The sequence below is a fragment of the Aromatoleum sp. genome (assembly GCF_036675785.1).
Taxonomy (GTDB): domain Bacteria; phylum Pseudomonadota; class Gammaproteobacteria; order Burkholderiales; family Rhodocyclaceae; genus Aromatoleum.
This window is the reverse complement of record NZ_JAKFEF010000014.1, coordinates 1-15429: the sequence shown is the minus strand read 5'-3', so window position 1 is coordinate 15429 and position 15429 is coordinate 1. Positions and strand designations below refer to the sequence as shown.

Below are 15429 nucleotides of genomic sequence, written 5' to 3'. Positions count from 1 at the left end.
CGTCGGTTCCGCGTGGACGGAGGTCGGCGTGAGCGCAGCGAAGGCCGACGCGAACGGCCGAGAACCGGCCTTTGTCGGACATCGCTTCGCTCGGTCCGACCTACGCGGGGGCGCGTGGCCGCGCGAACCGCCGCAGGTCGTCGCGCACAGCGAAGCCCGACGCCGCGCTCGCCGGTCTCACTCCCAGCTGACTTGAGCCGAGAACAGGTAGCCTGCGCCGTACACCGTCTTGATCAGCTTCGGATTGTACGGGTCGTCGTCGAGCTTGCGGCGCAGCCGCGAGATGCGCACGTCGATGCTGCGGTCGAACGGGTCGACGTCGCGTTCGCCGAGCAGCTGCTCGCGGCTCAGGATCTTGTTCGGCCGGCGCAGCAGCGCGAGCAGCAGCACGGCTTCGGCGGCGGAGAGGCCCACTTCGCCGCCGTCGGCGCCGATCAGCGCGTGGCGCGCGCTGTCGAAGCGCCAGTTGCCGAAGACGGCGACGTTGCGCTCGGGGGCGTCGGCTTCGGGTGCGGGCGCGCGCAGGTAGCGGCGCAGGATCGAGCGCACGCGGGCGACGAGCTCGCGCGGTTCGAAGGGTTTGACGATGTAGTCGTCGGCGCCGAGTTCGAGCCCGAGGACGCGGTCGGTGACGTCGTTGCGCCCGGTCAGGATCAGCACCGCGCACGGGCTGCCGTCCTGCAGCTCGCGCACGACCTGCATGCCGTCCATGTCGGGCAGGCCGAGGTCGACGATCACGAGATCCGGCGGGGACTGGCGCGCGCGCGCGAGCAACTCGCGGCCGGTCGCGACATGGTCGGCGCGAAAGCCGTAGCCGGCGAGCGCGCTGCAGATGAGTTTCGCGATGTCCGGCTCGTCCTCGAGCACGAGGATCTGCGGCGGCGGAAGCAGGGTGTCGGTCATCGGTCGGTCGTTGTTCCGGTCGTGGGCGGCGAATCCAGGATCTCCGCGAGCTGCGCGGCGAGCGCGTCCTGCTCGAACGGCTTGCGCAGGATCGGCACGTCGAGTTCAGCGGTGCCGGCGAGCGCATTGTCGCTCGCATAGCCCGTGATCATCAGGATCGGCAGGTCCGGCCGCAATGCCCGCGTGCGCGCGACGAGTTCCCGCCCGCCGATATCGCCCGGCATCACGGTGTCGGTGACAAGGATCGCGATTTCGGGCACCGCTTCGAGCAGCGTCCAGGCTTCGACGCCGTCGCCGGCTTCGAGGACCGGGTAGCCGAGCGCGGTGAGCTGCAGTCGGATGACGCGCCGCACTTCGGGCTCGTCCTCGACGAGGAGCACCGGCCCGGCGGTCGCGCGCACCCTGCCGGCGGCGGCCTTCTCGCTGCCCTCCGACGTAGCGGCGGGAGGCGCCGCGCGCGGCAGCACGAAGGTCACGGTCGTGCCGGCGCCCTTCGCGCTGCGGATGCGGATGTTGCCGCCCGACTGGCGGACGAAGCCGTACACCATCGCGAGCCCGAGCCCGCTGCCTTGGCCGAACGGCTTCGTCGTGAAGAACGGTTCGAACAGGCGCGGCAGCAGTTCGGGGTCGATGCCGCTGCCGGTGTCCGCGACGTCGATCTGCACGTAGTCGCCGACCGGCAGTTCGGTGCGCGCGGACTGGGCGGCGGAAATCCGACGCTCGCGGATCGCGATCGTCAGCTCGCCGCCGTTCGGCATCGCGTCGCGCGCGTTCAGCGCGAGGTTCAGCAGCGCGTTCTCGAGTTGGTGCGGATCGACGAAGGCGTGCAGCGGCGACGGCGGCAGTCGCGTCGCGAGGCGGATGTTCTCGGTCAGTGACCGCGACAGCAGCTGCGCCATGTTCAGCACCAGTGCGCCGACCTCGACCGCGACCGGTTCCAGCCCCTGGCCACGCGAGAACGTCAGCAGACGCTTGATGAGGTCGGCGCCGCGGCGCGCGGCATGCAGCGCCGGGTCGAGGTGCTCGGCGCGGTCGACGCCGGCCGGCAGCTTTTGCTGCAGCGCCGTAAGGTTGCCGATGATGATCGTCAGCAGATTGTTGAAGTCGTGCGCGAGCCCGCCGGTGAGCTGGCCGACCGCTTCCATCTTCTGCGCCTGTATGAGCGCCGCCTCGCTCGCTTTCTGTTCGGTGATGTCGGTCGACAGCACGAAGTAGCCGACGACTTCGCGCTCCGTGGACACTTCCGGCACGATCACGCTGCGCGCATGGACGCGCCGGCCGTTGTCGAGCTTGCGCGAATATTCATAGCTGACGCGCTCGCCGGTCACCGCGACCTTCAGCTGGTCGATGACGAGCGGATACAGCTCGGCGCCGAACACTTCGGTGATGCTGCGCCCGACGATCGTGTCCTTCGTCAGGCCGAACCATTCCGCATAGCCACGGTTCGCGAACTGGTAGATCTCGTCGCGGCCGACGTACGCGATCAGCGCCGGAATCGAATCGATGATCAGCTTCAGCCGTTCCTCGCTGCGCCGTAGCGCGCCGGCGATCTCGTCGATTTCCGCGTTCGCGTGTGCGAGGCGGATGTTCGCGCTCTCGAGTTCGACGGTCCGCGCGCGGACCCGTGCTTCGAGTTCGGCGTTCTGCCGCTCGATGACGGCTTCGTAGCGGCGCTGCTCGGTGATGTCGGTCCACAGCGACACGAAACCGAGGTTCGGGATCGGCACGCCGCGGATCGCGAGGATCTTGCCGTTCGGGCGCTCGCGCTCGGCGTAGTGTGGCAGGAACGCGCGCGCCGCCGCCATGCGCTCGGCAACGAGCTTTTCGACGTCGCCGTCGCCGTATTCGCCGCGCTCGGCGTTGAAGCGCGCGAAGTCCTCGAACGGCGTGCCGACGCGCACCATCTTCTCGGGAAAATCCAGCAGGCGCAGCATCGCCTTGTTCCACGTGACGAGCTTCGGCGTCGCATCGAACACTGCGATCGCTTGGTCGAGCAGGTCCAGCCCCGCGAGCAGCAGGTCGTAGCGCCGAAGCTCCTGGGACGATGGCTTCGGCGACGGCAGTGCCGACTTCGAAGGGGGCGGTGTCGGGGTGTTGCGCAGCATTGGGCGGGCATCCTCCGGGGTTCGGTGCGGTGGTAGCGCCCGGCCATTCTAGCCACCTGCGTCGGCGCAGAGGCGCCGACTACCTCACGCGGCGCGGCGCGGGGGACACGGGTGCCGGGGTGGGCAGGTCCGGCGAGCCGACTTGATTCAGCAACTGCTTCCGGAATCGCTCCGGCGACACCCCGGTCCAGGCGACCACGGCGCGATAGAACGCGGACGTGTCCGCATAGCCGAGTTCGGCGCCGATCTGCGCGACCGGCTGCGCGGTCTTGGTCAGCCGCGCGAGTGCGATGTCGCGGCGCAGCGCGTCCTTGATCGTGCGAAAGCTCGACCCTTCCTCCTCGAGCCGCCGGTGCAGCGTGCGCGGCGACAGGTGCAGGCGGTGCGAGACGGTCTCGAGCGACAAGTTGTCGGGCAGTGCGTCGCGCAGCAGGTCGCGGACGCGATACACCATGTCGCGGTCGCGCCGGTACAGCATCGTGATCTTGCCCGGCGCACCGTCGAGGAAGTCGGCGAGCGCGGCCTCGTCGCGGCGGACCGGCAGGTCGAGCAGGTTGTCGCGCAGCCTCGCGACGAGCGTGCCGGCGTCGAAGAACGAATGCTCCGTATACACCAGCGCGTAGTCGTCGGCGTGCGGCGGGCGAGGGTAGGGGAAATGTACCGAGTCGAGCGCGAGCTCGCGGCTGACGAGCCAGCACGACACCGAGTGGATCAGGCGCAGCAGCCACTCGAACGCGAACACGCGCGCCGGGTCGCCCCGCCGGTCTGCGAGACGGCGGGTCTCGGTGATGCGCAGCTCCGCGCGCTCGTCGCCGTCGCCGCGGCGCACGCCGAACGCGAGGTCGGGCAGCACGATGCGCAGGAAGCGCGCCGCGCGGTCGAGCGCTTCGCCGAGCGTCGCCGCCCCGAGCATGCCGCGGCACAGGAACTCGAAGCTGCCCGAGCGCATCGGCTGCGCGAAGAGTCCGAAGCCCTCGTCGTCCATCTCGCGCCCGATCCGGTTGTAGAGCGCCGCGTAGCGGTCGATCGGAATGCGGCTGGCGGCGTCTGCAAGGTCGATCCCGGTCGCCGCGAGCAACGCCTTCGGATCGCGCCCCTGCCGGAGCATTCCCGACAGCATGCCGGTGACGAAGCCCATCGCGACGGTCGCACGGCGACTGCGGACGGGGCGCGTCGCAGGGGCTGGGAATGCGTCATCGGCGGAGGGCAGGGACATCTTTGTGCGGGGTCTGCAAACGGGGTGCGTTCGACCGAAAGGTTGGCGAATTTTGCACGATCAGCGTCCGGCCGGACAATGGCCATCGCTCCCTCCGGCTCCTAAGATGCCGGACATCAGCGATCATCACGTGGAAATCGACATGACCAACCTCAGCGAAGCCAAGAAGCTCGTCAATTTCAAGCCGAAGAACAAGGTCCGCTTCGTGACCGCCGCGGCGCTGTTCGACGGCCACGACGCGTCGATCAACATCATGCGGCGGATCCTCCAGTCGACCGGCTCCGAAGTCATCCACCTCGGCCACAACCGTTCGGTCGGCGAGATCGTCAACGCGGCGCTGCAGGAAGACGTGCAGGGCATCGCAATCACCAGTTATCAGGGCGGCCACGTCGAGTTCTTCAAGTACATGATCGACCTCCTGAAGGCCAACGGCGGCGAGAACATCAAGGTGTTCGGCGGCGGCGGCGGCGTCATCGTGCCGTCGGAAATCCGCGAGCTGCACGACTACGGCGTCACGCGCGTGTATTCGCCGGAAGACGGCGCGATGCTGGGCCTGCAGGGGATGATCAACGACGTCGTCGAGAAGTCGGACTTCGACCTCACCGCAGTCGCCCCGCAGTCGGCCGACGAAGTCGTCAAGCAGCTGACGACCGGCGAGCGCGCCCCGCGCCAGCGCGCGTTGTCGCACATCATCACCGCGCTCGAGAACGGCGCGTACGGCGACGACGTCAAGAAGGCGCTCGTCGAGGCCGCGGCGAAGCTCAAGACGCCGACGCTCGGCATCACCGGGACCGGCGGCGCGGGCAAGAGCTCGCTGACCGACGAGCTCGTGCGCCGCTTCCGCCTCGACCAGAATGACAAGCTCAAGCTCGCGATCGTGTCGATCGACCCGTCGCGGAAGCGCACCGGCGGCGCGTTGCTCGGCGACCGCATCCGCATGAACGCGATCGAGCACGAGAACATCTTCATGCGCTCGCTGGCGACGCGCGACACCGGCTCGGAGATCTCCGCCGCGCTGCCCGAAGTCATCGCCGCGACGAAGCTCGTCGGCTTCGACCTCGTCGTCGTCGAGACCTCCGGCATCGGCCAGGGCAACGCGGCGATCGTGCCGTTTGTCGACCTGTCGCTCTATGTGATGACGCCCGAATTCGGTGCGGCGAGCCAGCTCGAGAAGATCGACATGCTCGACTTCGCCGACTTCGTCGCGATCAACAAGTTCGACCGCAAGGGCGCTGACGACGCGCTGCGCGACGTGAGGAAGCAGTACCAGAGGAACCGCGAACTCTTCAGCCAGCCGACCGACGCGATGCCGGTGTTCGGCACGATGGCCGCGCGCTTCAACGACGACGGCGTCACCGCGCTGTACCAGGCGATGTTCCCGAAGCTCGTCGAGAAGGGCCTGAAGGCGAAGCTGGGCGCGCTGCCGCTCGTCACGACGAAGGCGTCCTCGCACGGCCGCGCAATCGTCCCGGCCGAGCGCACGCGCTACCTCGCGGAGATCGCCGACACGGTCCGCGACTACCACAAGCACGTCGAGCAGCAGGCGAAGGTCGCGCGCGAGCGCCAGTCGCTGAAGATCGCGAAGGGACTGTTCGAGCAGTGCGGCAAGGACGCGGGCTCGTTCGCCGAACTGATCGACTGGAAGGACGGCGAGCTGACGCCGACGGCGAAGAAGCTGCTCGAGATGTGGCCGAAGACGAAGGAGCTCTACGCCGCCGACGAGTATGTCGTGAAGATCCGCGACAAGGAGATCCGCACCAAGCTGACGTCCGAGTCGCTGTCGGGCAGCAAGATCCGCAAGGTCGCGCTGCCGAACTTCGACGACGACGGCGAGTCGCTGCGCTTCCTGATGAAGGAGAACGTCCCCGGCTCCTTCCCGTACACCGCCGGCGTGTTCGCGTTCAAGCGCGAAGGCGAGGACCCGACGCGGATGTTCGCCGGCGAAGGCGACGCGTTCCGCACGAACCGCCGCTTCAAGAAGGTCTCCGAAGGTATGCCCGCGCACCGCTTGTCGACGGCGTTCGACTCGGTGACGCTGTACGGCTGCGACCCGGACGTGCGCCCGGACATCTATGGCAAGATCGGCAACTCCGGCGTGTCGATCGCGACGCTCGACGACATGAAGGTGCTGTACGACGGCTTCGACCTGTGCGCGCCGACGACCTCGGTGTCGATGACGATCAATGGCCCGGCGCCGATCATCCTCGCGTTCTTCTTCAACACCGCGATGGACCAGCAGGTCGCGAAGTTCCGCGCCGACAACGGCCGCGAGCCGACCGAGACCGAGTTCCAGAAGATTCGCGAATGGACGCTGTCGTCGGTGCGCGGCACCGTGCAGGCCGACATCCTGAAGGAAGACCAGGGCCAGAACACCTGCATCTTCTCGACCGAATTCGCGCTGAAGATGATGGGCGACATCCAGGAGTACTTCGTCCATCACCAGGTGCAGAACTTCTACTCGGTGTCGATCTCCGGCTACCACATCGCCGAAGCCGGCGCGAACCCGATCTCGCAGCTTGCCTTCACGCTGTCGAACGGCTTCACCTACGTCGAGTCGTATCTCGCGCGCGGCATGCACATCGACGACTTCGCGCCCAACCTGTCGTTCTTCTTCTCGAACGGCATGGATCCCGAGTATTCGGTGATCGGCCGCGTCGCCCGTCGCATCTGGGCCGTCGCGATGAAGAACAAGTACGGCGCGAACGAGCGCAGCCAGAAGCTGAAGTACCACGTGCAGACCTCGGGCCGCTCGCTCCACGCCCAGGAGATGGACTTCAACGACATCCGCACGACGCTGCAGGCGCTGATCGCGATCTACGACAACTGCAATTCGCTGCACACCAACGCGTACGACGAGGCGATCACGACGCCGACCGAGGAATCGGTGCGGCGCGCGATGGCGATCCAGCTGATCATCAACCGCGAATGGGGCCTCGCGAAGAACGAGAACCCGAACCAGGGCAGCTTCATCATCGACGAGCTCACCGACCTCGTCGAAGAGGCGGTGCTGAAGGAGTTCGAGGCGATCGCGTCGCGCGGCGGCGTGCTCGGTGCAATGGAGACCGGCTACCAGCGCGGCAAGATCCAGGAGGAATCGCTGTACTACGAGCACAAGAAGCACGACGGCTCGTATCCGATCATCGGCGTGAACACCTTCCTGAACCCGAAGGGCCAGGCGCAGCAGGAGATCGAGCTCGCGCGCTCGACCGAGGAAGAGAAGCAGGGCCAGCTCGCGCGCCTCGCCGACTTCCAGGCGCGCAACGCCGCGGAAGCGCCGAAGTGGCTCGCGAAGCTGCGCCAGACGGTCATCGAGAACGGCAACGTGTTCGAAGTGCTCGTCGACGCCGTGCGCTACTGCTCGCTCGGTCAGATCACCTCGACGCTGTATCAGGTCGGCGGTCAGTACCGGCGCAGCATGTAAGCGCGCGATTCTGCGGGAGACAGAAAACGGCACCTTCGGGTGCCGTTTTTTTGCCGATTCCTTGAAGGTTGCGCTCGCCCTAGCGCAGGTAGGTCACGTGCCGCAGCCGTCGGATGTGGCAGCCGCCAGTATGGGGTGCCGCCGTGCTAGGGGCGCTGCGGGGCCCGAACTGCAAGATTGCCCAGATCGAGGCATCCGGTCCCCATCCGACGGGGGTTTTTGCGCAACCGGTCGATCAGCTCGCGACGGTCGTCGTATCCGCCGGCGGTGCATCCTTGCGCCACGGTGAATGGGCTTCCCAGTCGACGAACTGGTCGACCGGGATCGGGCGGCCGACGAAATGTCCCTGCGCGGTGTCGCAGCCGAGGGCGCGCAGGCCGTCCCATAGCGCCTCGCTTTCGACGCCTTCGGCGATGACGCCGAGGCCGAGGTTGTGGCCGAGCTCGACCGTCGAGCGCACGATGACCGCCGAGCCCGCGTTCGTCAGCATGCTCCCGACGAACGACTGGTCGATCTTCAGCGCGTCGACGGGCAGCTTCTGCAGGTAGCTGAGACTCGAATAGCCGGTGCCGTAATCGTCGATCGAGAGTTCGACGCCGAGCCCCTTGAGTTGGGCGAGTGTCTCGAGTGCGCCGGCCGGGTCTTCCATCAGGGCGCTCTCGGTCAGCTCGAACTGCACCATCTCCGGCGGCATCGCCCAGGTTGCGAACAGGCTCGCGATGCGATCGACGAGGCGCGGATCGCGCAGGTCCTGCGCCGACAGGTTGACCGACAGCGGCTGCCGGATGCCGCTTTCGTACCAGGTGTGGCTCTGCCGGAACGCGGTCTCGAGCACCCAGCGCGTCAGCGGCATGATGAGGCCGGCCCGCTCGGCGAGCGAGATGAATTCGCCGGTTGCGACCATCCCGTGCTGCGGATGCTCCCAGCGCACCAGCGCTTCGGCGCCGCACACCCGTCCGGTCGCGATGGCGACCTTGGGCTGGCAATAGAGCAGCAACTCGTGCTTGTCGATCGCGGTGCGCAGGTCGCTCATCAGCGCGAGGCGCCGCGTGCATTCCTGGTCGACAGTCCCTTTGTAGAGCGCGATCTTCCCGATCGTGTTGCGCGCCTGTCCCGCGGCGATCTTCGCCCGCCGCAGGATCGCGTCCGGCGTGTTGCCGTGCCCCGGAAACATCGCGATGCCGATGAAGGCGTGCGGGTCGACGGTCAGGCTGCCGACAGGCACCGGGTCGCAGACTTCGCGCATCATCCGCTGCGCGAGACGGAGGGCGACCTCGGCGCTCGTTTCCGGCAGCACCAGCGCGAATTCGTCCTCGCCGGCGCGCGCAATCGTCCGGCCCTCGCCCGCGAGTTGCGACAGCCGCTTCGACATCTCGAGCACGAGGAGGTCGGCTTCCTGGTAGCCGAGCGTGTCGCCGATTTCCTGGAAGCGGCCGATCTTGATGATCAGCATCGCCAGCGGGTGGTGCGCCGCCTGAACCGCTTCGATCGAACCGGCCAGCTCCTGCTGCAGCGACGTGCGGTTCGGCAGGTCGGTCAGCGTGTCGAAGTAGGCCATGCGGCGGATCGTTTCTTCCGCCTCCCGGTGACTCGCGCGAACCCTGAGGGTGTCGATCCCGAACGCGAGGTCGTCGGCCATCTCGCCGAGCAGCGCGACTTCGCGCTCGCGGAAAGCGTCGCGCTCGGGCGCGAAGATCGTCAGGTTGCCGACGATCTCGCCGCGGACGATCAGCGGAAACGCGGCCACCGACGCATAACCCCGATCGAGCGCCTCCGTGAGCGGCATCGGCAAGTGCGAAGCGAGGACCGCGCTGACGTCCTGCGCGACGGCGGGCTTTCCGGTTCTTACGGCTTCGGCGGTCGGGCCGCCTTCCTCGTCGGTCCAGTTGTAATGGCCGACTTCGAGAAACCCGGATTCGAACCCGTAGTGGGCGACGGGGCGGATCGTCTTTCGCTCGTCATGCTCGGCAAAGCCGACCCATGCCATGCGGTAGCCCCCGACTTCGACGATCACGCGGCACATTTCGCGCAACAGGCCCTGTTCATCAACTGCCCGCAGCAGCGTGCGATTTCCCGCGCTCAGTGTGCGCAACGCACGTTCCGCATAATCCATCGTTCCCCCTTTTCCTCGAGCGCGGCCGGTTCGAGCCGGCTTCGCGGCGTCCACTCGTGCCCGTACGGCACGATATCTCGTTATCCTTCGCGTCGCGCGGTGAAAACCGTTGAAGAAAGGGGGACAGCGCGAACGGCGCCCTCCTTGAAGTCATCCTAGAGCCCGGCAGTAGGGGGCGCAATGAAGTGCCACCGGGCGCTGCGGCGTGCGTCACGTCTCAAGCGGTGGACCGCGATTTCCAGGCTCCGATCCCGACCGGCACCAGCGACAGCACGATGATCGCGACGATGACGGCGGTGAGGTTCTGCTTGATCCACGGCATGTTGCCGAACCAGTAGCCGGCGAGCGTCAGCGACACCACCCAGGCGAGCGCGCCGATGACGTTGAACAGCGTGAAGCGCGCGTACGTCATGCTGCCGATGCCGGCAACGAACGGCGCGAAGGTCCGGAACAGCGGCAGAAAGCGCGAGATGACGAGCGTCTTGCCGCCGTGTTTCTCGTAGAACGCGTGGGTCTTTTCGAGCGCCGACCGGTTGAAGAGGCGCGACTCTTTCCAGTGGAAGACCCGCGGGCCGAAATAGCGGCCGATCGCGTAGTTGACCGTGTTGCCAAGGACCGCCGCGATCGTCAGGACCGCGATCAGCGTCGCGATGTCCATGCGCCCGATTGCGGCGAGCGCGCCGGCGACGAACAGCAGCGAGTCGCCCGGCAGGAACGGCGTGACGACGAAACCCGTCTCGCTGAAGATCACCGCGAACAGGATCGCGTAGATCCAGATGCCGTACGACTGCACCAGCACTTCGAGATGCCGATCGAGGTGCAGGACGATATCGAGGAAGAGATCGAGAAGTTCCATGGGCGAAAGGCAGTGGGTGACGTCGACAGGGAGCGCGATTTTACCCGACGCCGCGATGCGCCAACCGCCGCCGGCGGGGCGGCCGCAACACTGTTACGAAGCGGTTGGTGGCAAGTGGAACCCCGCACCGCTCGAGCAGCGGGCGAGTTGCTGGTGCTTCAGGGTCCACGCACGCCACGAAGGCACGATTTCGATGACGAATGGGACGAATCGGGGAGCTCGCGACCTCGCGCCGCGGCCGGAAGCGCGAATGCAACAATTGAGTACATTTCCCAAACAGTTGCGCAAACATGGCTTGCGACACTGCGACCCGACAACAGCGCGAAACGGTCCCCGGGACCGACCGACGCCGGGCGCCACGACGCGCCCACCCCCGGCCGCCGATAACGACTACACCGCGGCCGGCCGAGACGACGGAATTGGACCAAAGGAGGAGGTGGGTATGTCCGACAGCGGGCAAACCTCGCAGGCGGCCGCGCTGGACACGTTCCCGCGGCTGCTGATGCATCACGCCGCGGTGCGTTCGACGCGGCCGGCGATGCGCGAGAAGGAATACGGCATCTGGCAGACGTACACGTGGGCCGAGGTCGCGCAGAACGTCCGTGCGATCGCCTGCGGCCTCGCGGAACTCGGCTTCAAGCGCGGCGACCGCCTCGCGATCATCGGCGACAACCGGCCGCGACTGTACTGGTCGGTCGCCGCGTGCCAGTGCCTCGGCGGCATTCCGGTGATGCTGTACCAGGACGCGGTCGCGCAGGAAATGACCTACGTGCTGCAGGACGCCGAGATCCAGTTCGCGATCGTCGAGGACCAGGAGCAGGTCGACAAGCTGCTCGAAGTCCAGTCCGACGTGCCCTTCCTCCGCCACGTGATCTACGACGATGCGCGCGGCCTGCGCCACTACACGCAGACGCTGCTGATGGCGCTCGACGCGCTGCAGGAGACGGGGCGCAGCCACGACCGCAATCATCCGGACTTCCTCGACGCCGAGATCGACAAGGGCGCGCCCGACGACGTGTCGGTGATGCTGTACACCTCGGGCACCACCGGCAAGCCGAAAGGCGTATGCCAGACGCACGGCGCGTTCATCGCCGCGGCGACCGGCGCGATGCAGGTCGACGGGCTCACCGACCGCGAGGACATCCTGTCGTATCTGCCGATGGCGTGGGTCGGCGATCACCTGTTCTCGTTCGCGCAGGCGATGGTCGCGGGCTTCTCGATCAACTGCCCCGAGTCCGGCGAGACGGTGATGACGGACTTGCGCGAGATCGGCCCGACGTATTACTTCGCGCCGCCGCGGGTGTTCGAGAACCTGCTGACGCAGGTGATGATCCGCATGGAGGACGCCGGCGCGGTCAAGCGCGCGCTGTTCCGCTATTTCATGGACGTCGCGCGCCGCTGCGGGGCCGACCTTCTCGACGGCAAGCCGGTGTCGGTCGCGGACCGGCTGCTGTACCGGCTCGGCGACCTCGTCGTCTACGGGCCGCTGAAGAACGTGCTCGGCATGAGCCGCATCCGCGTCGCCTACACCGCGGGCGCCGCGATCGGGCCGGATCTGTTCCGCTTCTACCGCTCGATCGGCGTGAACCTGAAGCAGTTCTACGGCCAGACCGAGACCTGCGCGTACGTTTGCCTGCAGCCGGACGGCCAGATCAAGCTCGACTCGGTCGGCAAGCCGGCGCCGTTCGTCGAGGTGAAGCTCGCCGATAACGGCGAGATCCTCGTCAAGGGGCCGATGCTGCTGAAGGCGTACTACAAGCGCCCGGACGCGACCGCCGAGTCGATCGACGCCGACGGCTACTTCATGACCGGCGACGCGGGCTTCTTCGACGCCGACGGACATCTCAAGATCATCGACCGCGCGAAGGACGTCGGCCGGCTCAATGACGGCTCGATGTTCGCGCCGAACTACATCGAGAACAAGCTGAAGTTCTTCCAGCACATCAAGGAGGCGGTGACGTTCGGCAACGGGCGCGACTTCGTGACCGCGTTCATCAACATCGACCTCGAAGCCGTCGGCAACTGGGCCGAGCGCAAAGGCATGGCGTACTCGGGCTACACCGACCTCGCGGCGCAGCCGGCGGTGTACGAGCTGATCCGCGACTGCGTCGAGAAGGTCAATGCGGATCTCGCGGCCGACCCGAAGATGAGCGGCTCGCAGATCCGGCGCTTCCTGATCCTGCATAAGGAGCTCGACGCCGACGACGGCGAACTCACGCGCACGAGGAAGGTCCGCCGCAACTTCATCGCCGAGCGCTACGACGCGCTGATCGACGCGCTCTTCTCGGACCGCACGAGCCAGCACATCGAGACGGTCGTGAAGTACGAGGACGGTCGCGAAGGCCGCGTCAGTGCCGACCTGCGCATCGAGGATGCGAAGACCTTCGCGCCGCAGGCCGCGAAGCGGGCCGCGTGAGGAGAGGAGCATGATGATGAACGACCTGGCCCCCGGCGCCCAACTCCAGCAAGCGCCGACCGCGACCGAGCGCCGCGTCGGAGAGGTGATCCTCGACCTGCAGAACATCTCGCTGTCGTTCGGCGGTGTGAAGGCGCTGACGAACATCAGCTTCGACATCCGCGAGCACGAGATCCGCTCGATCATCGGCCCGAACGGCGCCGGCAAGAGCTCGATGCTGAACGTCATCAACGGCGTCTACCACCCCCAGGAAGGCCGCATCCTGTTCCGCGGCGAGCCGCGGCAGAAGATGGAGCCGCACGTCGCCGCCGCGCAGGGCATCGCGCGCACCTTCCAGAACATCGCGCTCTTCAAGGGCATGACCGTCATCGACAACATCATGACCGGGCGCAACCTGAAGATGAAATGCGGGCTGTTCGCGCACGCGCTGTTCTGGGGCCGCGCGCAGAAGGAGGAGATCGAGCACCGGCGCAAGGTCGAGGAGGTCATCGACTTCCTCGAGATCCAGAGCATCCGCAAGACGCCGGTCGGGCGCCTGCCGTACGGCCTGCAGAAGCGCGTCGAGCTCGGTCGCGCGCTCGCCGCGGAGCCGTCGCTGCTGCTGCTCGACGAGCCGATGGCCGGCATGAACGTCGAGGAGAAACAGGACATGTGCCGCTTCATCCTCGACGTGAACGACCAGTTCGGCACGACGATCGTGCTGATCGAACACGACATGGGCGTCGTCATGGACATCTCGGACCGCGTCGTCGTGCTCGACTACGGCAAGAAGATCGGCGACGGCGCGCCCGACGAAGTGAAGAACAACCCCGAAGTCATCGCCGCCTATCTGGGCACGTCGCACTAGACGACGCACGAATGACAGGGACGAGGAGACAGGAATGACGTTCTTTTTCGAAGTGCTGATCGGCGGCCTGCTGTCGGGGGTGCTGTACGCGCTGGTCGCCCTCGGCTTCGTGCTGATCTACAAGGCGTCCGGCGTGTTCAACTTCGCGCAGGGCGCGATGGTGTTCTTCGCCGCGCTGACTTTCGTCGGCTTCCGCGAAGTGCTGCCCGGCTGGACCGGGCTGGAGGCTGACGGCAATACCGTGTTCTGGCTCGCGTTCGTGCTCGCGCTCGCGTCGATGATCATGCTCGGGATACTGACCGAGAAGATCGTGCTGCGGCCGCTCGTGAACCAGCCGCCGATCACCTTGTTCATGGCCACGATCGGCCTGACTTTCCTGGTCGAAGGTATCGCGCAGGCGATCTGGGGCGCGAACGTGCGGGGACTGAGCCTCGGTATCGCCGACGAGCCGGTCGAGTGGATCATGGAGAGCGCCGACATCCTCGTGTCGAAGTTCGACCTCTTCGCCGCGGCGCTCGCCGGAGCCTTGGTCGCGTCGCTCGCGCTGCTTTTCCAATACACGAAAGTCGGTCGCGCGCTGCGCGCGGTTGCCGACGACCACCAGGCGGCGCTGTCGATCGGCATCCCGCTGCAGCACATCTGGGCGATCGTCTGGGCGGTGGCGGGTTTCGTCGCGCTCGTCGCCGGCCTGATCTGGGGCGCGAGGAGCGGTGTGCAGTTCGCACTGACCTTCACCGCGCTGAAGGCGCTGCCGGTGCTGATCCTCGGCGGCTTCACGTCGGTGCCGGGCGCGATCGTGGGCGGGCTGATCATCGGCGCATCCGAGAAACTCGCCGAAGTCTATGTCGGCCCCTTCGTCGGCGGCGGCATCGAAGGCTGGTTCCCGTACGTCCTCGCGCTCGGCTTCCTGCTGATCCGCCCCGAAGGTCTCTTCGGCGAGCGCCACATCGACCGCGTCTGACGACCGATACGACGATCCGCGCCGCCGCAAAGACGCGGGCGGCGACGACAAAGACAACGGAGACAACGCATGCTTTACCGCGAAGCGGGCCAGTTCAAGGCCAGTTACCAGGCGGATCAGCAGATCTTCCCGATCCGCCAGGACAAGCTCGGATTCCTCGCGATCCTCGGCTTCTTCTTCCTCGCCGTGCCGGCGCTCGCGAACGAGTACTGGCTGCAGGCGATCCTGATTCCGGTGCTGATCTTCTCGCTGGCCGCGATCGGGCTGAACATCCTCACCGGCTACGCCGGGCAGCTGTCGCTCGGCTCGGCGGCGTTCATGGCGGTCGGCGCGTTCGGCGCGTACAACTTCATGCTGCGTCTCGACGGCATTCCATTCGTCGTCGCGCTGATGGCGGGCGGGCTGTGCGCGGCCTTGGTCGGCGTCGCGTTCGGCCTGCCGAGCCTGCGCATCAAGGGCTTCTACCTCGCGGTCGCGACGCTCGCGGCGCAGTTCTTCATCGTCTGGGCGCTCGTGAAGTTCCCGTGGTTCTCGAACCACTCGTCGTCGGGCGTCATCACCGCGCAGCAGGTCGAGATCCTCGGCTTCGTG

Annotated in this window: 10 protein-coding genes; 5 read left to right on the top strand and 5 right to left on the bottom strand. The window is 66.8% G+C overall.

Translation table 11 applies throughout. The features are described from left to right. Nucleotides 1-177 precede the first annotated feature (177 nt). From V6M37_RS03330 to V6M37_RS03320, 3 genes are all read right to left on the bottom strand, one after another. The gene (locus V6M37_RS03330) at nt 178-903 is read right to left on the bottom strand and encodes a response regulator transcription factor (RefSeq protein WP_332671038.1); all 726 of its coding nucleotides are present in this window, start codon (nt 901-903) and stop codon (nt 178-180) included. Further along, the gene (locus tag V6M37_RS03325; RefSeq protein ID WP_332671037.1) at nt 900-3008 is read right to left on the bottom strand and encodes a PAS-domain containing protein; all 2109 of its coding nucleotides are present in this window, start codon (nt 3006-3008) and stop codon (nt 900-902) included. The genes V6M37_RS03330 and V6M37_RS03325 overlap by 4 nt, the downstream gene beginning before the upstream one ends. Before the next feature lie 79 nt (nt 3009-3087). After that, nucleotides 3088-4146, bottom strand: a complete 1059-nt coding sequence (locus tag V6M37_RS03320; RefSeq protein WP_332671036.1) for an AraC family transcriptional regulator — start codon at nt 4144-4146, stop codon at nt 3088-3090. A gap of 220 nt (nt 4147-4366) precedes the next feature. Between V6M37_RS03320 and icmF the strand changes: the two genes are divergently transcribed. Further along, on the top strand, nt 4367-7645 hold the full coding sequence (gene icmF / locus V6M37_RS03315) for a fused isobutyryl-CoA mutase/GTPase IcmF (RefSeq protein WP_332671035.1): 3279 nt from the start codon (nt 4367-4369) through the stop codon (nt 7643-7645). A gap of 235 nt (nt 7646-7880) precedes the next feature. On the opposite strand, the gene V6M37_RS03310 is transcribed toward icmF, so the two are convergent. Next, nucleotides 7881-9758 carry a putative bifunctional diguanylate cyclase/phosphodiesterase gene (locus V6M37_RS03310; protein ID WP_332671033.1) on the bottom strand — a complete coding sequence of 626 codons (1878 nt, stop codon included), beginning with the start codon at nt 9756-9758 and terminating at the stop codon, nt 7881-7883. A gap of 217 nt (nt 9759-9975) precedes the next feature. Continuing rightward, nucleotides 9976-10614: a DedA family protein gene (locus tag V6M37_RS03305; RefSeq protein WP_332671031.1), complete on the bottom strand. Its 639-nt coding sequence runs from the start codon at nt 10612-10614 to the stop codon at nt 9976-9978. 442 nt (nt 10615-11056) lie between these two features. On the opposite strand from V6M37_RS03305, the gene V6M37_RS03300 reads away from it, so the two are divergent. From V6M37_RS03300 to V6M37_RS03285, 4 genes are all read left to right on the top strand, one after another. Next, nucleotides 11057-13030, top strand: coding sequence for an AMP-dependent synthetase/ligase (locus V6M37_RS03300; RefSeq protein ID WP_332671030.1), 1974 nt, complete (start codon nt 11057-11059; stop codon nt 13028-13030). Between the two features lie 10 nt (nt 13031-13040). Beyond that, complete coding sequence (locus tag V6M37_RS03295) at nt 13041-13877, top strand: ABC transporter ATP-binding protein (protein WP_332671028.1); 837 nt, start codon at nt 13041-13043, stop codon at nt 13875-13877. A 34-nt stretch (nt 13878-13911) separates the two neighbouring features. After that, the gene (locus V6M37_RS03290; RefSeq protein WP_332671027.1) at nt 13912-14838 is read left to right on the top strand and encodes a branched-chain amino acid ABC transporter permease; all 927 of its coding nucleotides are present in this window, start codon (nt 13912-13914) and stop codon (nt 14836-14838) included. 69 nt (nt 14839-14907) lie between these two features. Next, nucleotides 14908-15429: branched-chain amino acid ABC transporter permease (locus V6M37_RS03285; RefSeq protein WP_332671026.1), on the top strand; the 522-nt coding region annotated here is incomplete at its 3' end.

What these genes read in the sequence shown, in the direction of transcription:
- icmF (WP_332671035.1), top strand. Translation starts at nt 4,367, where the DNA reads ATGACCAACCTCAGCGAAGCCAAGAAGCTCGTCAATTTCAAGCCGAAG.
- V6M37_RS03305 (WP_332671031.1), bottom strand. Translation starts at nt 10,614, where the DNA reads ATGGAACTTCTCGATCTCTTCCTCGATATCGTCCTGCACCTCGATCGG.
- V6M37_RS03295 (WP_332671028.1), top strand. Translation starts at nt 13,041, where the DNA reads ATGATGATGAACGACCTGGCCCCCGGCGCCCAACTCCAGCAAGCGCCG.
- V6M37_RS03325 (WP_332671037.1), bottom strand. Translation starts at nt 3,008, where the DNA reads ATGCTGCGCAACACCCCGACACCGCCCCCTTCGAAGTCGGCACTGCCG.
- V6M37_RS03320 (WP_332671036.1), bottom strand. Translation starts at nt 4,146, where the DNA reads ATGGGCTTCGTCACCGGCATGCTGTCGGGAATGCTCCGGCAGGGGCGC.
- V6M37_RS03310 (WP_332671033.1), bottom strand. Translation starts at nt 9,758, where the DNA reads ATGGATTATGCGGAACGTGCGTTGCGCACACTGAGCGCGGGAAATCGC.
- V6M37_RS03290 (WP_332671027.1), top strand. Translation starts at nt 13,912, where the DNA reads ATGACGTTCTTTTTCGAAGTGCTGATCGGCGGCCTGCTGTCGGGGGTG.
- V6M37_RS03300 (WP_332671030.1), top strand. Translation starts at nt 11,057, where the DNA reads ATGTCCGACAGCGGGCAAACCTCGCAGGCGGCCGCGCTGGACACGTTC.
- V6M37_RS03330 (WP_332671038.1), bottom strand. Translation starts at nt 903, where the DNA reads ATGACCGACACCCTGCTTCCGCCGCCGCAGATCCTCGTGCTCGAGGAC.